This window comes from Pedococcus sp. P2_F6 (genome assembly GCF_056403675.1).
The window spans coordinates 619,963-639,663 of the sequence record NZ_JBFUEZ010000003.1 but is presented as its reverse complement, the minus strand read 5'-3'; the positions used below and the strand labels follow the sequence as shown (position 1 = coordinate 639,663).

Annotated in this window: 17 protein-coding genes; 5 read left to right on the top strand and 12 right to left on the bottom strand. The window is 70.7% G+C overall.

The genetic code is table 11. The annotated features are described in order from the left end of the window. Positions 1-54: 54 nt before the first annotated feature. From pntB to AC1DWP_RS10940, 3 genes are all read right to left on the bottom strand, one after another. Positions 55-1,452, bottom strand: coding sequence for a Re/Si-specific NAD(P)(+) transhydrogenase subunit beta (pntB, locus tag AC1DWP_RS10950; protein ID WP_477614487.1), 1,398 nt, complete (start codon positions 1,450-1,452; stop codon positions 55-57). A 6-nt stretch (positions 1,453-1,458) separates the two neighbouring features. Further along, a complete protein-coding gene (locus AC1DWP_RS10945) occupies positions 1,459-3,036 on the bottom strand; it encodes a Re/Si-specific NAD(P)(+) transhydrogenase subunit alpha (protein ID WP_477614486.1) in 1,578 nt (525 codons plus the stop codon). Between the two features lie 180 nt (positions 3,037-3,216). Continuing rightward, positions 3,217-3,423 (bottom strand): hypothetical protein, encoded by a 207-nt coding sequence (locus AC1DWP_RS10940; protein WP_477614485.1) that lies wholly within the window; start codon positions 3,421-3,423, stop codon positions 3,217-3,219. A 115-nt stretch (positions 3,424-3,538) separates the two neighbouring features. Here AC1DWP_RS10940 and AC1DWP_RS10935 point away from each other — a divergent pair, with 115 nt between their 5' ends. Then, positions 3,539-4,933: an MFS transporter gene (locus AC1DWP_RS10935; RefSeq protein WP_477614484.1), complete on the top strand. Its 1,395-nt coding sequence runs from the start codon at positions 3,539-3,541 to the stop codon at positions 4,931-4,933. Positions 4,934-5,008: 75 nt separating this feature from the next. On the opposite strand, the gene AC1DWP_RS10930 is transcribed toward AC1DWP_RS10935, so the two are convergent. The 3 genes from AC1DWP_RS10930 to AC1DWP_RS10920 all read right to left on the bottom strand — a co-directional run bounded on the left by AC1DWP_RS10930 (position 5,009) and on the right by AC1DWP_RS10920 (position 7,302). Next, positions 5,009-5,986, bottom strand: a complete 978-nt coding sequence (locus tag AC1DWP_RS10930; protein ID WP_477614483.1) for a pirin family protein — start codon at positions 5,984-5,986, stop codon at positions 5,009-5,011. 130 nt (positions 5,987-6,116) lie between these two features. After that, positions 6,117-6,650, bottom strand: a complete 534-nt coding sequence (locus AC1DWP_RS10925; protein ID WP_477614482.1) for a hypothetical protein — start codon at positions 6,648-6,650, stop codon at positions 6,117-6,119. Positions 6,651-6,816: 166 nt separating this feature from the next. Beyond that, entirely contained in the window at positions 6,817-7,302 is a 486-nt protein-coding gene (locus AC1DWP_RS10920; protein ID WP_477614481.1) for a MarR family winged helix-turn-helix transcriptional regulator, read from the bottom strand. A 23-nt stretch (positions 7,303-7,325) separates the two neighbouring features. On the opposite strand from AC1DWP_RS10920, the gene AC1DWP_RS10915 reads away from it, so the two are divergent. Continuing rightward, the gene (locus AC1DWP_RS10915) at positions 7,326-9,566 is read left to right on the top strand and encodes an MMPL family transporter (RefSeq protein ID WP_477614480.1); all 2,241 of its coding nucleotides are present in this window, start codon (positions 7,326-7,328) and stop codon (positions 9,564-9,566) included. Here the strand turns inward: AC1DWP_RS10915 and AC1DWP_RS10910 are convergent. Continuing rightward, complete coding sequence (locus AC1DWP_RS10910) at positions 9,540-11,165, bottom strand: AMP-binding protein (protein ID WP_477614623.1); 1,626 nt, start codon at positions 11,163-11,165, stop codon at positions 9,540-9,542. The genes AC1DWP_RS10915 and AC1DWP_RS10910 overlap by 27 nt on opposite strands. A gap of 105 nt (positions 11,166-11,270) precedes the next feature. Between AC1DWP_RS10910 and AC1DWP_RS10905 the strand changes: the two genes are divergently transcribed. Beyond that, complete coding sequence (locus tag AC1DWP_RS10905) at positions 11,271-12,908, top strand: ABC-F family ATP-binding cassette domain-containing protein (RefSeq protein ID WP_477614479.1); 1,638 nt, start codon at positions 11,271-11,273, stop codon at positions 12,906-12,908. 49 nt (positions 12,909-12,957) lie between these two features. Here AC1DWP_RS10905 and AC1DWP_RS10900 read toward each other — a convergent pair whose 3' ends face one another. From AC1DWP_RS10900 to AC1DWP_RS10885, 4 genes are all read right to left on the bottom strand, one after another. Further along, positions 12,958-13,785: an SDR family oxidoreductase gene (locus AC1DWP_RS10900; protein ID WP_477614478.1), complete on the bottom strand. Its 828-nt coding sequence runs from the start codon at positions 13,783-13,785 to the stop codon at positions 12,958-12,960. Positions 13,786-13,867: 82 nt separating this feature from the next. Further along, the gene (locus AC1DWP_RS10895) at positions 13,868-14,701 is read right to left on the bottom strand and encodes an ABC transporter permease (protein ID WP_477614477.1); all 834 of its coding nucleotides are present in this window, start codon (positions 14,699-14,701) and stop codon (positions 13,868-13,870) included. Between the two features lie 37 nt (positions 14,702-14,738). Next, positions 14,739-15,773: an ABC transporter ATP-binding protein gene (locus tag AC1DWP_RS10890; RefSeq protein ID WP_477614476.1), complete on the bottom strand. Its 1,035-nt coding sequence runs from the start codon at positions 15,771-15,773 to the stop codon at positions 14,739-14,741. Further along, positions 15,770-16,897, bottom strand: a complete 1,128-nt coding sequence (locus AC1DWP_RS10885) for a LolA family protein (RefSeq protein WP_477614475.1) — start codon at positions 16,895-16,897, stop codon at positions 15,770-15,772. Before AC1DWP_RS10885 ends, AC1DWP_RS10890 begins: the two co-directional genes overlap by 4 nt. Before the next feature lie 95 nt (positions 16,898-16,992). Here AC1DWP_RS10885 and AC1DWP_RS10880 point away from each other — a divergent pair, with 95 nt between their 5' ends. Further along, positions 16,993-17,649: a response regulator transcription factor gene (locus AC1DWP_RS10880; RefSeq protein ID WP_477614474.1), complete on the top strand. Its 657-nt coding sequence runs from the start codon at positions 16,993-16,995 to the stop codon at positions 17,647-17,649. After that, positions 17,646-19,028, top strand: coding sequence for a sensor histidine kinase (locus AC1DWP_RS10875; protein ID WP_477614473.1), 1,383 nt, complete (start codon positions 17,646-17,648; stop codon positions 19,026-19,028). The genes AC1DWP_RS10880 and AC1DWP_RS10875 overlap by 4 nt, the downstream gene beginning before the upstream one ends. Positions 19,029-19,158: 130 nt before the next feature. Here the strand turns inward: AC1DWP_RS10875 and AC1DWP_RS10870 are convergent, their stop codons facing one another. Continuing rightward, complete coding sequence (locus tag AC1DWP_RS10870) at positions 19,159-19,605, bottom strand: MarR family winged helix-turn-helix transcriptional regulator (protein WP_477614472.1); 447 nt, start codon at positions 19,603-19,605, stop codon at positions 19,159-19,161. Positions 19,606-19,701: the final 96 nt, after the last annotated feature.

The window sequence follows — 19,701 nt, the reverse complement described above, 5'->3', positions numbered from 1 at the left end:
GGATCTGCCGGGTCTGGACCCGCCAGATCCTTCAAACTCGCCGGGGCAACGACCTCACAAAGCCTTGATGATGTCCTCGACGCGTTCCTTGGCGTCCCCGAAGAGCATCTGGCTGTTCTCCTTGAAGAACAGCGGGTTCTGCACTCCTGCATAGCCGGTCGCCATCGAGCGCTTGAACACGACGACGTTGCGCGCCTTCCAGACCTCGAGCACCGGCATGCCCGCGATCGGGCTGGTGGGGTCCTCCGCGGCGGACGGGTTCACGGTGTCGTTGGCCCCGATGACGAGGACGACGTCGGTGTCGGACAGGTCGCCGTTGATCTCGTCCATCTCCAGGACGATGTCGTAGGGCACCTTGGCCTCGGCGAGCAGGACGTTCATGTGCCCGGGCAGGCGACCCGCGACGGGGTGGATGCCGAACCGGACGTTGACGCCCTTCTTGCGCAGCTGGCTGGTCAGCTCCGCGACCGGGTACTGCGCCTGGGCGACGGCCATGCCGTAGCCGGGCGTGATGACGACGGTCGAGGCGTCGCGCAGCAGCTCCGCGACGTCGGCCGCGATCGTCTCGTGGTGCTCGCCGTAGTCCTTGTCGTCGCCGACGGACACCTCCTGGCCGAATCCGCCTGCGATCACTGAGAAGAAGGAGCGGTTCATGGCTTTGCACATGATGTAGGAGAGGATCGCACCGGAGGAGCCGACGAGCGCGCCCGTGACGATGAGCAGGTCGTTGCCGAGCATGAAGCCCGCCGCGGCCGCGGCCCACCCGGAGTAGCTGTTGAGCATCGACACGACGACGGGCATGTCCCCGCCGCCGATCGAGGCGACGAGGTGCCAGCCGAACGCCAGCGAGATGACCGTCATGAGCAGCAGCGGGACGACCGAGTGCGACTGGAAGAACCAGAAGAGCAGCCCGGCCGACACGACCAGGGCAGCGAGGTTGAGCCAGTGGCGCGCCGGCAGCATCAGGGGCGAGGACTTGATCCGCGCGCTGAGCTTGAGGAACGCCACAATCGACCCGGTGAAGGTCACCGCACCGATGAACACGCCCAGGAAGACCTCGACGAGGTGCAGCCTGTCGTCGGTGCCCGCGTCGCGGGACTCGAGGAAGGAGCTGTAGCCCACGAGCACCGCCGCCAGACCGACGAAGCTGTGCAACATCGCAACCAGCTCGGGCATCTGCGTCATCTCGACGACGCGCGCCCGCCACAGCCCGATCGCCGCGCCGACGGCCATCGCGCCGACGATGAGGCCGAGGGTGAGCACGGGGTGGGCCGCGCGGTCGACCGAGAGCCAGATGGTCGCGACGAGCGCGAGGACCATGCCCGCCACGCCGAAAGCGTTGCCCTCCTTGGCCTTCTCGTGCTTCGAGAGCCCCGCGAGGGAGAGCACGAAGAGCACAGCCGCGACGATGTATGCCGCCTGCACCAGGTTGTTGGTGACGTTGCCGCTCATACCGGTTCAGTCCTTCCTGAACATCTGGAGCATCCGGCCGGTCACGGCGAACCCTCCGAAGATGTTGATGCTGGCCACGAGCGTGGCGAGGAACGCGAGGACCTGGATCAGGGCGTTGGAGCTGCCCAGCTGGAGCACGCCGCCGACGAGGATGATGCCGCTGATCGCGTTGGTCTCGGCCATCAGCGGGGTGTGTAGGGCGTGGGCGACGTTGGAGATGACGTAGAAGCCGACGATGACCGCGAGCGCGAACACGGTGAAGTGGCCGAGGAAGACTGCCGGGGAGTTCGCTGCGACGAGGCCGAAGACGACGGCGGCCAGGGCCATGGCGACGTACTTGCGCCGCGGGTCCGGCGGGGGTTTCGGGGCCTTCGGTTCGGGTGCGGCCTTGACGGCAGCGACAGGCGCGGCGCTGACCTGCACGGGAGGTGGCGGCCACAGGGTCTGGCCGTCACGGCATACGGTCATGCCGCGCTGGACCACGTCGTCGAGGTCGAGGACGATGCGCCCGTCCTTGCCCGGGGTGAGCAGCTTGAGCAGGTTGACGAGATTGGTGCCGAACAGCTGGCTGGCCTGGGTGGGCAGCCGCCCGGGCAGGTCGGTGTAGCCGATCAGCTTGACGCCGTTGGCGCTGGTCACGATCTGGTCGGCCACGGTGCCGGCGACGTTACCGCCGTTGGAGGCCGCCATGTCGACGACGACCGAGCCGGGCTTCATCGACGCCACCATCTCCTCGGTGATGAGTCGTGGGGCCGGCTTGCCGGGGATGAGGGCGGTGGTGATGACGATGTCGACGTCCTTGGCCTGCTCTGCGTAGAGCTCGGCCGCCTTGCGGTTGAAGTCCTCGCCCATCTCCTTCGCGTAGCCGGTCGCCGAGGGGCCCTCGTCGTCGACCGCGATCCGCAGGAACTCGGCACCCATCGACTCGACCTGCTCGCCGACCTCGGACCTCGCGTCGAAGGCCCGGACGATCGCACCCAGGCTGCTGGCCGTGCCGATCGCGGCGAGACCGGCCACCCCGGCACCGACGACCAGCACCTTGGCGGGCGGGACCTTGCCGGCCGCGGTCACCTGGCCGGTGAACAGCGACCCGAACTCGTGCGCGGCCTCGATGACCGCGCGGTACCCGCCGATGTTGGCCATCGACGACAGCACGTCGAGGGACTGCGCACGCGAGATGCGGGGCACCGCGTCCATCGCGAGCGCCGTCACGCCCGCAGCGGTCAGCTTGTCGACCAGCGCAGGGTTGAGGGCGGGCGAGATGAGCGAGGCGAACAGCGAGCCGGGACGCAACCGCCCGATCTCCTCGTCGGTGGGCCCGTTGACCTTCAGCACGACGTCGCTCGTCCACGCGTCTGAGTCATCGACCGCCGAGCCATTGACCGCCGAGCCATTGACCACCGAGCCGTTGACCACGGAAGCTCCAGCCGCGGCATACGCGTCATCGGAGAAGGACGACCGCGCGCCGGCGCCCGCCTCGACCACCACGTCGTACCCGAGGCCGACCAGCTGGCCCACGGTCTTGGGCGTGGCGGCGACCCGGGTCTCGCCCGGCTTGGACTCTGCTGGAACACCGATCCGCACTACTGCTCCCGTCGCTGGAAGGCCGTGGAACGCCGCATGACGCAGCCGACGCCGCGCAAACGTCGCGCGACGCCGCCAAACCTATTGGCTGCACCGCAGCAATGGCGCCGCAACGTGACGACAGTCGCGCCCGCCGTCCAWTGGCTGGACGACGGGCGCGAGGCGGTGCGGGGGGACGGCTCAGACGAGGCCGATCACGATCAGGGTCATCAGGGCGATGAGCGTGATCGCACCGAGGAAGAGGCCGCCGCCGATGTCGGACTGGGTCTCGGCGTACGTGCGGTCGGTGTGCAGGTAGTCGTGGGGGTACTTGCCGGCGTGGCCGCGCGAGTGGCGGCCGGCGCGCTCGGCGGCGCGGGTACGGGTTCGGGTGGTGGAACGGGTCATGTCACTCACTCCTTTCAATACGCTACGTACCGTATCGTAACTCGTCCGACAGTGCAAAACTGCGATGAGTTCGCCGACCGGCGCAGGTCGATACTGGTGACCCCGAGGAGGACCTGTGACGGACCGAACGCACCCCGAAGCGAGCCGCAACCGGCTGCGGTGGAGCGACCCCTTCATGCCGACGTTCGTGCAGCTGCTCGCGAACGTGCTGCTGGTCTCGGTCATCAACTTCACGGTCTGGTTCGCCATCACGTTCTTCGTCTACCTCGAGACGCGCTCGGTCTTCGCGACGGGCATGATCGCCGGCATCTTCCTCGTGGCCACGATGCTCACCGGGATCTGGTTCGGCAGCCTCGTCGACCACCACTCCAAGAAAGCCGTCATGCAGGGGTCGGCCCTCGCCTCACTGGTCCTCTACGCCGCCTCGTTCGGGCTCTATCTCGTCACGCCGCGCGAAGAGTTCACCGACCCGACGAGTCTGCGCCTGTGGGTCTTCGTGGTCCTCCTCATGACCGGCATGATCGCGGGCAACCTGCGCACCATCGCGCTGCCGACCGTGGTGACCGCGCTCGTCCCAGAGCACCAGCGCGACCGCGCCAACGGGCTCGTCGGCACCACGTCGGGGGTGTCGTTCCTCGTCACGTCGGTTATCAGCGGCCTGCTCGTCGGCGCCAACGGCATGCTGGGCGTGCTGGTCCTGGCCCTCGTGGTCATCGGGCTCGCACTGGTGCACCTCCCCTTCGTGAAGGTCCCCTCCGACGTCGACTCGGCGGCCGACGGCGGCGGCGACCGCAAGGTCGACCTGGCGGGCACGGTGAAGGTCGTGCGCGGCATACCGGGCATGCCCGCGCTCGTCGTGTTCTCGACCATCAACAACTTTCTCGGCGGCGTGTTCATGGCCCTCATGGACGCCTACGGCCTGTCGATGGTGTCGGTCCAGACGTGGGGGTTCCTGTGGGGCGCCCTGTCCGGCGTCCTGATCATCGCGGGGCTGCTCATCACGCGCACCGGCCTGTCCTCCAATCCGGTGCGGCTGATCCTGCTCATCAACCTGGCACTGTGGACGACGACCGTAGTCTTCCCGATGCGCAACTCGATCATCTGGCTGGCGGTCGGGATGGTCGTCTACATGGCGCTCGTCCCGTACGTCGAGGCCTCCGAGCAGACGGTGCTGCAGAAGGTCGTGCCCTACGAGCGGCAGGGGCGGGTCTTCGGGTTCGCCCAGAGCGTGGAGCAGTCGGCCTCGCCACTGACCGCGTTCCTGATCAGCCCGCTGGCCCAGTTCGCCTTCATCCCGTTCATGACCGACGGGCTCGGCGCGAAGTGGATCGGCTCGTGGTTCGGCACGGGGCCCACGCGAGGGATCGCCCTGGTGTTCGTCCTGGCCGGGCTGCTTGGACTGGCCCTGACGGCCTACGCGCTCACCAGCCGCTTCTACCGCCAGCTGCGCGACCGGTATGCCGCGGCGCCGGCAGCCGTGCCGCAGCAGGCTCCGGCGCCCCGAGTCTGAAGGATCTGCCGGGTCAGGGTCCCCACGATCCTTCAGACTCGAGCGGGCGGGCGATGCCGCCGCCCGGGTGCGCGGTCAGGCGCTGGCGCCGCCGACGTCGCCGTGGGGGACGGGCTGGCCGAGCCGGCCGGCCTGGTAGTCCTCGAAGGCCTTGCGGACCTCTGCCTCGGTGTTCATCACGAACGGCCCGGCCCAGGCGACTGGTTCGCGGATGGGCAGGCCGCCGAGCACGACGACGTCGAGCCCCGCGGCATACCGTTCCTGCTGGGTGCGGGCCGAGGAGAGCTGGATGGCGTCGCCGGGTCCGAAGACGGCGAGCTGGCCGGGGCCGACCGGCGTCTGGTCGGGGCCGACGAAGCCGTCGCCGCTCATGACGTAGACGAGGGCGTTGAAGTCGCGACGCCACGGGAGGGACAGCTCGCCACCGGGAGCCACGGTCGCGTGCACCATCGCCATGGGGGTGTGGGTCGAGCCCGGACCCTGCACTCCCCCGACCTCGCCGGCGATGACGCGCAGCAAGGAGCCGCCGTCGGCGGAGGTCAGCAGCCCGACCTCGCTCGACCTCAGGTCCTGGTATGCCGGTGCCTTCAGCTTGTCGACCTTCGGCAGGTTCACCCAGAGCTGGAAACCGTGGAACAGCCCACCGCTGACGACGAGGTGCTCCGGCGGGGCCTCGATGTGCAGGATCCCCGAACCGGCCGTCATCCACTGGGTGTCGCCGTCGGTGATCGTGCCGCCGCCACCGAAGGAGTCCTGGTGGTCGAAGATGCCGTCGATGATGTAGGTGACCGTCTCGAAGCCGCGGTGCGGGTGCCAGGGCGTGCCCTTGGGCTCGCCCGGCGCATACTCGACGGCGCCCATCTCGTCCATGTGGATGAACGGGTCGAGGTCGCGCAGGTCGACACCGGCGAAGGCGCGCTTGACCGGGAACCCCTCCCCCTCGAGGCCACTCGGGGCGCTGGTCACGGAGCGGACGCGGCGCTGCTCGGCGATGGCGCCCGGCGCGGGGACGCGCGGCAGAACCGTGAGGTCGGCGACGGAGACAGCAGGCATGGGCACTCCCGATCTAGTTCGAATTTCAACTATCCCGTAGAACCAGCGCGCCCGTCAACCCATTCCCCCACCGCTCGCCGACGACGAAGCCCGGCCGCAGGCATGCCTGCTGACCGGGCCTCGGGTGCCGTCAGACCTGCGGGCGACGGTCCCCGCGGTCGGCGGCCTCGCGGTCGCCGGCTCGGTCAGCGTCCACGGTCCCGGCCTCGCGGTCGCCGACTCGGTCAGCGTCCACGGTCTCGGCCTCGCGGTCGCCGGCTCGGTCCGCGTTCACGGTCTCGGCCTGGTTCTCGGCCTCGGTCGCGGACACGTTCTCGGACACGTCGACGTCGGGGTCGCGCTCGTCAGCCGCGCGCAGGTGCTCGTCGCGGTTCTCGCGCGCCCTCTCGGCGTCCTCGGCCCGTCGCTGGGCCTCCGACTCGAGCTGGACAGCCCGGGCCTGCTGCTCCTGCGCCTCGGCCCTGGCCTTCTCGGCCTGCGCCTGGGCCTCGGCTGCTGCAGCGTCCCGCTCGCGGTGGTCGCGGTCGTGCTGCTCAGCCTCGGACCGCAGGTCGGCGGCCTCCTCGCGACGGGTTTCCAGCTGGCGGCTCCTGTTCATCATGACCAGCCAGGCGACGACAGCCACGGCGACGATGATGACGATGATCCAGACGATGGGTTTCATGAGCCCTCCTGGGTTGGGCCGGAAGGGGGTCCCCGGCACTGGCAACCTAGGGCAGCCCAGCGCAAACGTCCACCGCCGAGGTGGCCGTTTGCGCAGGTCAGCGCCCCACATGCGCCCTCAGGCCGCTGCTCCGGCTGCGGGCTGGGGCCGGTGCGGAGCGTCCACGTCAGTCCGGGCGAGCCGCTCGTCCAGTCGCGTCGAGGACGTCGTTGAGGAAACGCAGGACCAGCTCCTGCTCCTGCCGGTCGTAGCGGTTGATAGCCGCGAGCATCTCCACCGCGAGCGGCCCGAACACCTGCCGCCCGACGGCCATGGCGTCGTCGGTCATCTCGATCGAGACCCGTCGACGGTCGCTGCTGGCGTGGGTGCGCTGGACGTGCCCGACTGACTCGAGGCGGGTCAGGAGCGCGGAGGTGGCCGGCGCGCTGAGGTTGAGGGCCGCCGCCAGCTCGCTGGGGGTGAGGTGCTCCCCCTGCCGGCCGGCGTCCATGACGTGCCCGAGCGCCACCAGGTCGGTGCGGTGCATCCCCACGGCCCCGCCATGCACGTCGATGTAGCGATCCATCGCCGTGGTGAAGGCGCGGAGCGCGTCGACGATGGCAGCAGGCACCGGCTCGCGGGAGTCATGGCCCTCGGGCTGGCGCGTCGTCATGCCAGCAGTCTAGTATTTCCATCATGGAACTGTTCCATAACCGACAAGACGCAGGACGGGCTGTGGACCACGGACTTTTCGGACCGGCCGCCCGCGCCCTCGGAGCGCTAGCCACCCCCCGCACGAAGTGGGCCACCGTGGTGCTTGCACTGCTCGTCTCTGGGGCTGCCTTCGCGTTCGCCGGCGAACCGGCTCCGGTCTCGACCACCGCGGCATCCCTGCCCGCGGGTGCCGAGGCCGCGAGGGCGGCTGTGCTGCGAGACAGCCTGCCGTCGAGCGGCGTCTCGCCGGCCGTCGTCGTCTACACCCGCGACGGGGCCAGCCTCGACGCGGGCGCCCTCCGGGCCGTGGAACAGTCTCGTGACCGTGGCACAGCTGCCGTGTCGGCCTGGGCCCCGGCGAGCCAGGACGCCGGCAGCGGCTCGGGCGGCTCGGGCGGCTCGCCCGCCCAGGGCGCCGCGGCCGGCGCCGGCGGCATCCCGCCGCAGGTGTCGGACGACCGCTCGACCGCGCTGGTCATCGTGCCTCTGCGCGCCGACCTCGCAGACGACGACGTCTCGAAGGCGGTCGCCGCGCTGCGCCGGGGCGTCAACGCGGGGCTACCCGAGGGCATCTCCGCGACCGTCACCGGCGGTCCGGCCTTCTCCGCCGACATCGGGGCCGTGTTCGACGGCGCTGACATCCGCTTGCTCGGGTCCACCGCGGCGGTCGTCGCCATCCTGTTGCTGCTCACCTACCGCAGCCCGTGGCTCTGGCTGGTGCCCCTGACCGTCGTCGGCACCGGCGACCAGGTGGCGAGCAAGGCCATCGCCTTCCTCAGCCGGACCACCGAGCTGCGGGCTGACGGGGCCGTCACGGGGATCACCTCGGTCCTCGTCTTCGGCGCCGGGACCAACTACGCCCTGCTACTGATCGCGCGCTACCGGGAGGAGCTGCGCCGCACCGAGGACCGCCATGAGGCCATCCGCGCCGCCCTCCACTCCGCCGCGCCGGCGATCCTCGCCAGTGGGGGCACCGTGATCCTCGCCCTCCTCAGCCTCGGTCTCGCCGACGACCCGTTCGCCCAGTCCCTCGGCTATGCCGGTGCCACGGGGATCGCGATCGCGCTCGCCTACGCCTTGCTGTTCCTCCCCGCAGCGCTGGTGCTGTTCGGCCGGCGACTCTTCTGGCCCTTCGTGCCGCGGATCGGCACGCTCGACCCCAGCCACGCTGGAGCCTGGCGGCGGATCGGAGAAGCAGTCACCCGCCGCCCCCTCCTGGTCGGGCTGGGGTCCTTACTGGTGCTCGCCGTCCTCGCTCTCGGCGGCACCGGCCTGTCGGTGGGCCAGTCGCCGCAGGAGCAGTTCCTCGACAAGCCGGAGGCCGTGGTGGGACAAGAGCAGCTGGCCAGGGCATTCCCGGCTGGCACGAGCGACCCCGCGGTCGTCGTGGCCGACCGGGCGTCGACCGACGCCGTGACCTCGGCAGCGAAGTTGTTGCCCGGCGTCCAGACCGTGCGCACTGCCGGCAGCGATGCGGAACTCGTCCAGCTCGACGTGGTGCTGACCGCGGACCCGGGGACGCCGGCGGCGTTCGACCAGGTCAGGGCACTGCGCAAGGCAGTTCACGCGGTGCCCGGCGCCAACGCGGTCGTGGGCGGGTCCGACGCCGAGTCGCTGGATGCGCGCACGACCGCCGAGCGCGACCGGTTGCTGCTGTTCCCCCTGATCCTTGGGATCGTCCTCGTCGTCCTGCTGGTGCTGTTGCGCTCCGTGGTGGCCGCACTGGTCCTCGTGACGACCGTCGTGGCCACCTACGTCGCCAGCATGGGCGCCAGCTGGTTCGCCTTCCAGCACCTGCTGGGCTTCCCGCCACTTGACGTGAGCACGCCACTGCTCGCCTTCCTCTTCCTCGTGGCGCTGGGTGTCGACTACAACATCTTCCTGGCCACCCGAGCCCGCGAGGAGGCGTCCGGCGGCGCGTCCGCGCGCGAGTCCATCGTCACGGCCCTGGCCGTGACCGGCGGGGTGATCACGAGCGCCGGTGTCCTGCTCGCAGCGGTCTTCGCGGTCCTCGGCGTGTTGCCACTGGTGCAGCTGGCCCAGATCGGTGTGATCGTCGGGTTCGGTGTGCTGCTCGACACGCTGCTCGTGCGGTCGGTCCTGGTCCCTGCGGTCGTCAGCCTGCTCGGCGAGGGGTTCTGGTGGCCCAGCCACCCGACTGCCCGAGCAGACCACCCGACCAGTGCCGAGCCCGCCTCAACCGAGGCCCAGCTCAGCCACTGACTTCTCACGCATCTCGACCTTGCGGACCTTGCCGGTGACGGTCATCGGGAACTCGTCGACGATCGTGACGTAGCGCGGGATCTTGTAGTGCGCGAGCTTGCCCGTCGCGAACGCTCGAACGGACTCGGCATCGAGCGGCTTTGCGCCCTCCCGCATGCGGATCCAGGCGCACAGCTCCTCGCCGTACTTCTCGTCGGGCACCCCGATCACCTGGGCGTCGAGGATGTCGGGGTGGGTGTAGAGGAACTCCTCGATCTCGCGCGGGTAGACGTTCTCCCCACCTCGGATGACCATGTCCTTGATCCGGCCGGTGATCTGGACGTAGCCGTCATCGTCCATGACCGCGATGTCGCCGGTGTGCATCCAGCCGTCGACCAGCACCTCGTCGGTCTTGTCCTGCTGCTCCCAGTAGCCCAGCATCACCGAGTAACCCTTGGTGCAGAACTCGCCGGCCTCACCGCGCGGCAGCGTCTCTCCCGTCACCGGGTCGACGACCTTGATCTCGAGGTGGGGGCCGACCCGGCCGACCGTGCCGACCTTCTGCTCGAAGGTGTCGTCGGTGCGGTTCTGCGTGGAGACCGGTGACGTCTCGGTCATCCCGTAGCAGATCGTCATCTCGGTGATCCCGGCGTCGATGAGCTTGGTCATCATCGTTGCAGGACAAGGCGATCCGGCCATGATCCCGGTCCTCACCGAGGACAGGTCGTATGCCGCGAAGTCCGGGAGCGACCACTCCGCGATGAACATCGTGGGGACGCCGTAGAGCGAGGTGCACTTCTCGTCGGCCGTCGCCTTGAGCGTCGCAGCCGGATCGAAACCGGGCGCAGGGATCACCATCGCGGCGCCGTGGGTGGTGCAGGCGAGGTTGCCCATGACCATCCCGAAGCAGTGGTAGAAGGGCACCGGGATGCACACCCGGTCGGCCTCGGTGTAGCGGCACAGCTCGCCCACGAAGAAGCCGTTGTTGAGGATGTTGCGGTGCGACAGGGTGGCGCCCTTGGGGAAGCCGGTGGTGCCCGACGTGTACTGGATGTTGATCGCGTCGTGCGGATCGAGGGTCGCCTGGACCTGCGCGACCTGCTCCGACGTGACCTCGTCGGACCGCGACAGCAGGGCATCCCACGAGGCCTGCCCGAAGACGTAGGAGTCGCGGACACCGGGGCAGCTCGCCCGCACCTCCTCGAGCATCGCCACGTAGTCGCTGGTCTTGAAGGACTCGGCGAGGAAGACGGCGCAGATGCCGGCCTGCTTCAGGACGAACTCCAGCTCGTGCGTCCGGTAGCTCGGGTTGATGTTGACCAGGATCGCGCCGATCTTGGCGGTGGCGTACTGCACCACGGTCCACTGCGCGCAGTTCGGCGCCCAGATGCCGACCCTCTCGCCCTTGGTCACCCCGCTGGCGAGCAGCGCACGGGCGAGCCGGTCCACCTCGGCGGCGAACTCGGCATACGTCCAGCGGATCCCCTGGGCCACGTCCACCAGCGCGTCGCGGTCCGCGAACCGGGCCACGGTCGCATCCAGGTTGTCGGGGATCGTCTGCTCCAGGAGCGGGACGTCGGTCTCACCCGCGGCGTGCGACAGCGTTGTCATGCCTGTCATCCCACCGCTCACGCGGGCATCCCACAACCCCGGTGCTCCCGACCGTCGGCGCACACCAAACCCGGTGTCGGCGGGCGGTGGGCTACGGGTACCGTCCGTCGGGACATGAGCACCACACTTCAGGCCACCAACCTCGCCGCCGGGCACGGCGCGCGAGCCCTCTTCGCCGGACTCGACCTGATCGTCGGTCCCGGCGACGTCGTCGGGCTCGTCGGAGCGAACGGCGCGGGCAAGTCGACGCTGCTGCGACTGCTCGCCGGCGAGCTGGAGCCGGAGGAGGGCGCGGTCACGCTGACCCCGGCCAGCGCGACCGTTGGGCACCTGCCCCAGGAACCGGAGCGCCGACCGGGCGAGAGCGTGGCCGGGTTCATCGCGCGCCGCACCGGCGTGAGCCACGCCGAGGACGCGATGAACGCCGCCGCCGACGCCCTCGCCGATCCGACGCCGGGGGCCGATGACCGGTATGCCGCGGCGCTGGAGACGTGGCTCGCACTCGGTGGCGCGGACCTCGAGCAGCGGGCCGCCACCACGGTCGCCTCGCTCGGGCTCGGGGTCGATCTGGACATGCCGATGACCGCCCTCTCCGGTGGACAGGCGGCGAGGGCGGGACTGGCGGCCCTGCTGCTGTCGCGCTACGACGTGCTCCTGCTCGACGAGCCGACCAACGACCTCGACCTCGACGGCCTCGAACGGCTGGAGCAGTTCGTCGCGGGTCTGCGCAGCCCGGCGGTCATCATCAGCCACGACCGCGAGTTCCTGGCTCGCACGGTCACTCGCGTCGTCGAGCTGGACCTGGCGCAGCAGCAGGTGGGGGTCTACGAGGGCGGGTACGACAGCTACCTCGCCGAGCGCGAGGTCGCGCGGCGGCACGCGCGCGAGGAGTACGAGGAGTACGCCGACACCCGGGGCCGGCTCCAGCAGCGTGCGGTGACCCAGCGCAACTGGATGGCGGTGGGCGTCCGCAACGCGCGTCGCAAGGCCACGGACAACGACAAGTTCATCCCGGCCTTCCGCGCGGAGTCGGCCGAGAAGCAGGCCGCCAAGGCCCGACAGACCGAGCGCATGATCGAACGCCTCGAGGTGGTCGAGGAGCCGCGCAAGGAATGGGACCTGCGCATGACCATCGCGGCTGCTCCGCGCTCCGGCTCGGTCGTGGCCTCGGCTGCGGGAGCGGTCGTGCGGCGGGGCGACTTCACCCTCGGGCCGATCGACGTGCAGGTGGACTGGGCCGACCGGATCGTCGTCACCGGCGCCAACGGCTCGGGCAAGACGACGCTGCTCGGCGTCCTGCTCGGCACGATCCCCGTCGACGCAGGGACAGCCGGCCTCGGGTCGTCGGTCCGGGTCGGCGAGGTGGACCAGGCTCGTGGGCTCTTCGTCGGGCACCAGCCGTTGGCCCGGGCGTTCGGGGATGCCCTCCCGACGTGGCCGGACGCCGACGTGCGCACCCTGCTCGCGAAGTTCGGGCTCGGCGCCGAGCACGTCCACCGAGCGGCCGACTCGCTGTCCCCCGGCGAGCGCACCCGCGCGGCCCTGGCGCTGCTGCAGGCGCGCGAGGTCAACCTGTTGGTCCTCGACGAACCCACCAACCACCTCGACCTGCCCGCCATCGAACAGCTGGAGCAGGCGCTCGACTCGTTCGGCGGGACGGTCCTGCTCGTCACCCACGACCGTCGGATGTTGGCCGACGTCAACGCAACCCGTCGCTGGCACGTCGAAGACGGCCGTCTCCGCGAGCTCTAGGCGAGCGACGCGCCGCGCCGCGCCAGCGCCGCGGCATACGGTCGATCGGTCAGCTGAGGAAGAGGTCGGGCGCGAGGCCCTCGTCCCTGCCCGTCATCGAGTAGGCCGCGAAGTCGGCGACGCCGCGGGCGCGCAGCAGGTCCTCGTCGATCACGGTCTGGCCGTTGAGGCCCTGGCCCTCGGTGGTGAGGATCTCCCAGGCGGCGTCCGCCACGATGTCGGGCTTGCGGCTCACCTTGACCATCTGGTCGCCGCCGGGCAGGTTGCCGATCGCGTCCGTCGCGACGAGGGTCGCCGGCCACAGACAGGTGGACGAGACGCCCTTCTGGCCGAGCTCGTGGGCGAAACCCAGCGCCGCGAGGGTCATCCCATACTTCGCCATCGTGTATGCCGGGTGGCCGGCGAACCAGCGCGGGTCCAGGTTGATGGGCGGCGACAGGGTCAGGACCTTGGGGTCCGGCGAGGCCAGCAGGTGCGGGAGGGCCGCCTTGGTCAGCATGAAGGTGCCGCGGACGTTGACGTCCTGCATGAGGTCGTAGCGCTTGGGGTCGAGCGTCGCAGTGGGGCTGAGGTTCAGCACGCTCGCGTTGTTCACGACGATGTCGATCCCGCCGAACGCGTCCGCCGTCTGCTGGACCGCATCTGCGAGGGTCTGGTCGTCGCGCACGTCGCCCACCACGGCGAGCGCCTTGCCGCCAGCCGCCTCGATCGCCTCGGCCGCCGTGTGGATCGTGCCGACGAGGCGCGGGTCTGCCTTGTCGGTCTTGGCGATGAGGGTGATGTTCGCGCCGTCGCGGGCGGCCCGCACGGCAATCGCCAGGCCGATGCCACGGCTGCCGCCGGACATGATGATGGTCTTGCCGGAGAGCGTCGTCATGGCCGAGAGCCTAGTTACCGATCGGTAGCCCCGGTACCGCCAAGCCCCGTGGCCCTCGTCACGCCAACCCGACTCGGCTGCGTCAGCTGGTGATGTCCTTGCCCGCGAACCGCGCCCACGCGGCCAGCCAGAACACCACGGCATACCCGGCGGCAGTGAACAGGCCACGTCCGATCTCGCCACCGGCCATCGGGTCGCGGAGCAGGTCGCCGAACGCCAGCCAGTGGTCGACGAGCAGCCACGGGTGCAGCCAGCCCAGCTGGGGCACCGCGTCGAGGATCCACGACACGATGGTGAACACCATCAGGGCGATCGCGGCGGCGATCGGCACCTCGGTGAGGGTCGAGATGAACAGGCCCACGGCGGCGAGGCCGGCGAGCCCGGCCGCGAGGTAGAGCATGACCAGCACCACGCGCCACACCGCTGCGCCGAAACCGAGCTGGGTGCCCGACAGCGTGGTCAGCGGACCCGTGCCGAACAGCGCAATGCCGATCACGGCACCCGGGATGGCCACCGCTGCAATGCCCCACACCGCCCCGATGCACAGCGACGCGTACTTCACCAGGAGCAGGCGCGTGCGGTTCACGGGGACGGTGAGGAGGTAGCGCAGGGTGCCGAGGTTGGCCTCACCGGCGATGGCGTCGCCCGACAGCATCGACATCGCCAGGGGCAGGAACATCCCCATCTCGACACCGAGGGCGGCCAGCGGGACGAACAGGCCGTTGGAGGTGATCGACGAGAGGAAGTCAGGTCCTTCTCCTGTCTGCGGCGCCGACACCTTGACGGCGATCGCCATGATGATCGGCACCGCGGCGAGGACGAGCAGGCCCGCCTGGTTGCGTCGACGCCCGGCGATGATGCGCAGCTCGGAGCGCAGCAGCCGCGTCGAGAGTGGGCGGCCCCTCGGACGGGTCACCACGCCTGGGGAGCCCCCGGAGCCCGTTACGTGCACCTCAGCCGCTGACATCGAAACCCTCCCCCGTGAGCGAGACGAACAGATCCTCGAGGCTCGGCGAGCTCGCGGTGAACGACCGCACCCCGACCCCCGCGCGGACCAGCGCCGCGACGATGGCCTCCGGCTCGAGCTCGCCGGGTATGCCGCGCACCTCACCTGCGTGCGCGGTGACCGACTGCACGCCGAGCCCAGTCAGCACCGCAGCAGCCTCCGCCGGCTGGGCGGTCACGAGGTGCAGCGTCACGATGCCGCCGCCGCGCACCTCCGACGTGGTGCCTTGTGCCACTAGGCGCCCATCCCGCATGACGCCCAGGTGGCTGCAGATCTGCTCCACCTCGGCGAGCAGGTGGCTGGAGACGAAGACCGTCGTGCCGTCGGAGGCGAGCGACCCGATGAGGGAGCGCACCTCGCGCGTGCCCTGCGGGTCGAGCCCGTTGGTGGGTTCGTCGAGCACGAGGAGGTCGCGGGGGGCGAGGAGGGCGGCGGCGATGGCCAGCCGTTGGCGCATGCCGAGCGAGTAGGCGCGGTAGCGCTTGCCGGCTGCGGCGGTCAGGCCGACCCGGTCGAGGGCGGTGCCGATGCGGGCTCGGGTGGTCCCGGGATCGGCGAGGACGTCCGCGGAGTCGAGCCGCACGAGGTTCGCCCACCCCGACAGGTACGGGTGGAACGCAGGACCCTCGACGAGCGAGCCGACCCGGTGCAGGGCGATCGTGGCCTGCTGCGGGATGGCCATCCCGAGCAGGCTCCGGCTGCCCGATGTGGGTTCGACCAGTCCGAGCAGCATCCGGATGGTGGTGGTCTTGCCGGAGCCGTTCGGCCCGAGGAAGCCGTAGACCGCGCCGTGGGGAACGCGCAGGTCCACGTCGTCGACGGCGACCTGCGAGCCGAACCGCTTGGTCAGGCCCCTGGTCGAGATCGCGAGGCCCGTCTCGGGTGATGCTCCCGGACCTGTGTCGGACCTCGCGAACTGGCGCGCGGGGGTCACCCGCCCGCTCGGCGCAGCCTGCTCACCCGCCGTGGTGAGCTGGGTCATTTCGCCGCCAGCGCGGCATACACCCGCTCTGGGGCGACGGCGCCCACGGCGACCCGGCCGTCATCGGTGACGACCACGGTGAACAGGGTGCCCTGGAGCACGTGACCGGTGCCCCAGGAGCCGGACGCCTTGGGCAGCAGGCTGAGGACGCGCTGCAGCTGGCCCGCGAGGTCCCCCTGGCTCGCCCGGGACCCGGCGGCCGAGGCGTCGGGCAGCCGGGAGACCACGACGGTGGTCCAGCCGATGCCCACGATCTTGGGCTTGGCGCCTGCGGGAGCGGAGCCCGGCGCGGAGGGCTTGGTCGCCGCCGCCTTGCCGGCATCGCTGCCCAGGGTCGACTGGGTGACCTTGGTGCCGGGCGGAGGGTTGAAGGCGAACTGGCGAGCGGCCGGCTTGGCGAAGTCGACGTGGGTGAACCCGACCTCGAACGCCGGGTTGGCCGTCTTGGTGGAGAACACCTGCACCCGCAGAGGCACGTGGTGGACGGCGTCCAGCGAGATCCGCACGGACGCGACCAGGCTGGCGGTGTCCTTGGGCTTGAGGACCAGGTCGTAGGCCTGCTGCCCCGCGACCACGGACGCACCCGAGGTGGCGACGCTCGTGGTGGGTTCGATCGCCGACAAGGCGAGCTGAGCTGCCTCCTGCGGTGTCTTGGGCAGCTGGTCGGGCGTCGGGGCCGGCTTGGCGCCCTCGGCCGGCAGCAGCGTGTGGGTCGCGGTCTTGTCCTTGCTGGACCACACCCACAGGTCGCGTCCGTTGCGAATCACGTCGGACTCGCCGAGGCTGCCGACCAGGGCGAGCCGCTGCTGCTGCGGCCCCGCGAGCCAGACGCGCCAGGTGTGGGTGCCCGAGACCAGCGAGGTCAGTGACGACGATCCGCCCTGGGTCGACCCGCCGAGATTGATGTCCGGCAGCCCGAGGTTCGAGGTCTGCACGACGGTGCCGGACAGGCCCTTGAGGTTGGCCTGCTGCACGTCGACGAGCAGCTGCGCGGCGGAACGCGGCGGCAGGCTCGGGTCGGCGCTGGCGACGTGGTTGGCCGTGAGGGCGACGGCACCGATCACGGCGAGTGCGCCGGCGGGTGCTGCCCAGCGGGCGGCAGGGTGGTCCGTGAACAGGCTCATGGGTCCATCCTGCCGCGCGGGACCTGTGAACTTTCTAAGGGTTTCAGACCGGGAATGTGGGCTGAGGGCTGGGACTCTCGTGCCACAGTGGCGGGGTGCGGGTGCTGGTGGTCGAGGACGAGCCCCGGATGGCCGCTGCCCTTGCGAAGGGCCTTGTGGCAGAAGGGTTCGTGGTCGACACGGCGGTCGACGGACCGAGTGGGCTGGAGGCTGCGCGGTTCGGCGGGTACGACGCGGTCCTGCTCGACGTCATGCTGCCGAGGATGTCCGGCTACACGGTGGTCCGGACGCTCCGGGCAGAGGAGAACTGGGTGCCGGTCATGCTCCTGTCGGCCAAGGACGGCGAGTACGACCAGGCCGACGGGCTTGACTACGGCGCCGACGACTACCTCACCAAGCCGTTCTCCTTCGTCGTCCTGCTCGCCAGGCTGCGGGCCCTGGTCCGTCGCGACCCGGTGCCCCGCGCCACGACGCTGGCAGCCGGAGGCATCCGGCTCGACCCCGCCTCGCGCCGGGTCGAGGTGGCGGGCGCGGTGGTGGCCCTGTCCCGGACCGAGTACCTCGTCCTCGAGCACCTGCTGCGCGCGCACCCGGCCGTCTCGACCAAGGAGTCGCTCCTGGACAACGTGTGGGGCTCCGCCGAGACGGTAGACCCCAACGTGGTCGAGGTCTACATCGGCTACCTGCGGCGCAAGCTGGGTCGCGACCGCATCGAGACGGTGCGTGGCGTCGGATACCGGTTGCGGGCATGACCGGGTGGTTCGGTCGGCGCAGCCTCCGATCGCGGCTCATGGTCGTCGGACTGGCTGGCGTCGCGGGAGCGCTGCTCGTGGGCGGCATCGTCCTGTATGCCGCGATGGGCGCGGCACTGGACCGGGCCACCACCGCGGAGGCCAGGGCCAGTGCGCACGACGTCGCGATCCTCGTGGACGAGGGGCGCCTGCCCGCGCCGGTGCCAGCGAGCGGTGCCCAGCTGGTCCAGGTGCTCGACCCGCAGAACCGGGTCGTCGGCGCCTCCGTGACTGCCGACCGGTTGACCCCGCTCGTCGACCCGGCCGAGCGTCGGCTCGTCGCTCGCGGCTCCGGGCTCCGGGTGCCCGGCGCTCGCGCCGGGCTGTCGGGCGAGCTCCAGGTGGCGGGACTCGAGGCCGGCCCGGCCACGGCCCGGGTGCTCGTCGTCGCAGCGGTGCCGACGGCAGACCTCGACAACAGCCGTCGGGTGCTGCGGACGCTCATGCTGGTGCTCCTCCCCCTCTTCCTCGCGCTGCTCGGTGTCGTCGCCTGGCGCGTCATCGGATCAGCCCTTCGTCCGGTGGAGTCGCTGCGACAAGGTGCCCAGCGGATCGGTGCGGCCGCCGACCCGACGGAACGGCTCCCGGTGCCCGACACCCGGGACGAGGTCAGCGCCCTGGCGACCACGCTCAACGACATGCTCGCCCGCCTCGCGTCCGCTGGTGCGCAGCAGCGCAGCTTCGTCGCCGACGCGGCGCACGAGCTCCGAAGTCCGCTGGCGAGCATGCGCACCCAGCTGGAAGTCGCCGCCCGCGTCGGCGAGGGGGGCGCCCTGCCGGGCGAGCTGCTGCCGGAGGTGGATCGCCTGTCCGCCCTCGTCGAAGACCTCTTGGTGCTGGCGCGCTCGGGCGCCGAGGGCTCGCTCTCCGAGGCGACGGAGTTGTCGGTCGCCCAGGTGGTGGCTGACACCGAGCGGCGCTACACCTCGGCTCGCGTGCCGGTGAGGGCCCAGACCTCCGGTGGTCTCGGGGAGGCGACCGTCGTGGCGCGACCTGACGACCTGACCCGGGCCGTCGGCAACCTGGTCGACAACGCCGTGCGCCACGCGGCCACCCGCGTGACCCTGTCCTGGGAGCGTCACGGCAATGCCGTGTGGCTCGTCGTGGCCGATGACGGGCACGGCATACCCGAAGCCGACCGCGAGCGGGTCTTCGACCGGTTCGCCCGGCTCGACGAGGCTCGCGACCGCGACAGCGGCGGCAGTGGCCTCGGCCTGCCCATCACGCGAGAGCTGTTGCGGCGCAACGGCGCTCGGGTGTGGCTCGAGGACGCCGCACCCGGCGTGCGGGCTGTCGTGGCGTTCGATCGGGCCAAACCGAGCGATTCCACCCGCGGTTGAGGGGAGGCATCAGCGTCTGACCGGAGTCGAGTGGCCGCAGCGGTGGCTCAACCCCGAAAGGGAGCGCTTCACCCCGGAACCGTTTCGGGGTGAAGGCCACCTTTGTCCCTACACCCGATAAAGGTGTGACCTAGGGCGCGGTGTCGTTGAGCAGTCGCAGGAGGCGGGCGAGATCGGCGACGTCCTGCGCCTCCCAGCTCGCCAAGCGCGCACGCAGCCGCTCGCGCCGACCCGACACCGAGCGCTCCAGGGCCTCGGCACCGGCCGAGGTGAGCCGCACCTGACGGGCGCGGGCGTCATCCGGGTCGGGGATCCGCTCGATCAGGCCGAGGTCCTCGAGCGTGGTGAGGTTCCGGCTGGTCGTCGACTTGTGCAGCCCGAGCAGGTCGGAGATGTCGCCGCCCCGGGCGCCGCCGCCGGTGGCGGCCAGGTCACGGATGGCGACCAGCACGGCATACCCCGCGGAGTCGAGGTCGGGGTGCACGTCCAGGGCGGTGCGCTGCTGCGCACTGCGGGCACGGCGCAGCAGCCTGCTGAGCTCGATCTCGAGTGCCCCGAGGTCCGACGTGGGAGCCATGCAGGGGAGCCTAGGGCAGCGCGCGCAGTGCACGGGGAGTTGACCATCTCGCGAGGCCACGTCTATATTCCGCGTGGAATATTTCGCACGGAACGA

Excerpts from the sequence above, each read along its gene's own strand:
- pntB (WP_477614487.1), bottom strand. The coding sequence starts at position 1,452 with ATGAGCGGCAACGTCACCAACAACCTGGTGCAGGCGGCATACATCGTC.
- AC1DWP_RS10940 (WP_477614485.1), bottom strand. The coding sequence starts at position 3,423 with ATGACCCGTTCCACCACCCGAACCCGTACCCGCGCCGCCGAGCGCGCC.
- AC1DWP_RS10930 (WP_477614483.1), bottom strand. The coding sequence starts at position 5,986 with ATGCCTGCTGTCTCCGTCGCCGACCTCACGGTTCTGCCGCGCGTCCCC.
- AC1DWP_RS10925 (WP_477614482.1), bottom strand. The coding sequence starts at position 6,650 with ATGAAACCCATCGTCTGGATCATCGTCATCATCGTCGCCGTGGCTGTC.
- AC1DWP_RS10920 (WP_477614481.1), bottom strand. The coding sequence starts at position 7,302 with ATGACGACGCGCCAGCCCGAGGGCCATGACTCCCGCGAGCCGGTGCCT.
- AC1DWP_RS10915 (WP_477614480.1), top strand. The coding sequence starts at position 7,326 with ATGGAACTGTTCCATAACCGACAAGACGCAGGACGGGCTGTGGACCAC.
- AC1DWP_RS10910 (WP_477614623.1), bottom strand. The coding sequence starts at position 11,165 with ATGACAGGCATGACAACGCTGTCGCACGCCGCGGGTGAGACCGACGTC.
- AC1DWP_RS10905 (WP_477614479.1), top strand. The coding sequence starts at position 11,271 with ATGAGCACCACACTTCAGGCCACCAACCTCGCCGCCGGGCACGGCGCG.
- AC1DWP_RS10900 (WP_477614478.1), bottom strand. The coding sequence starts at position 13,785 with ATGACGACGCTCTCCGGCAAGACCATCATCATGTCCGGCGGCAGCCGT.
- AC1DWP_RS10890 (WP_477614476.1), bottom strand. The coding sequence starts at position 15,773 with ATGACCCAGCTCACCACGGCGGGTGAGCAGGCTGCGCCGAGCGGGCGG.
- AC1DWP_RS10885 (WP_477614475.1), bottom strand. The coding sequence starts at position 16,897 with ATGAGCCTGTTCACGGACCACCCTGCCGCCCGCTGGGCAGCACCCGCC.
- AC1DWP_RS10875 (WP_477614473.1), top strand. The coding sequence starts at position 17,646 with ATGACCGGGTGGTTCGGTCGGCGCAGCCTCCGATCGCGGCTCATGGTC.
- AC1DWP_RS10870 (WP_477614472.1), bottom strand. The coding sequence starts at position 19,605 with ATGGCTCCCACGTCGGACCTCGGGGCACTCGAGATCGAGCTCAGCAGG.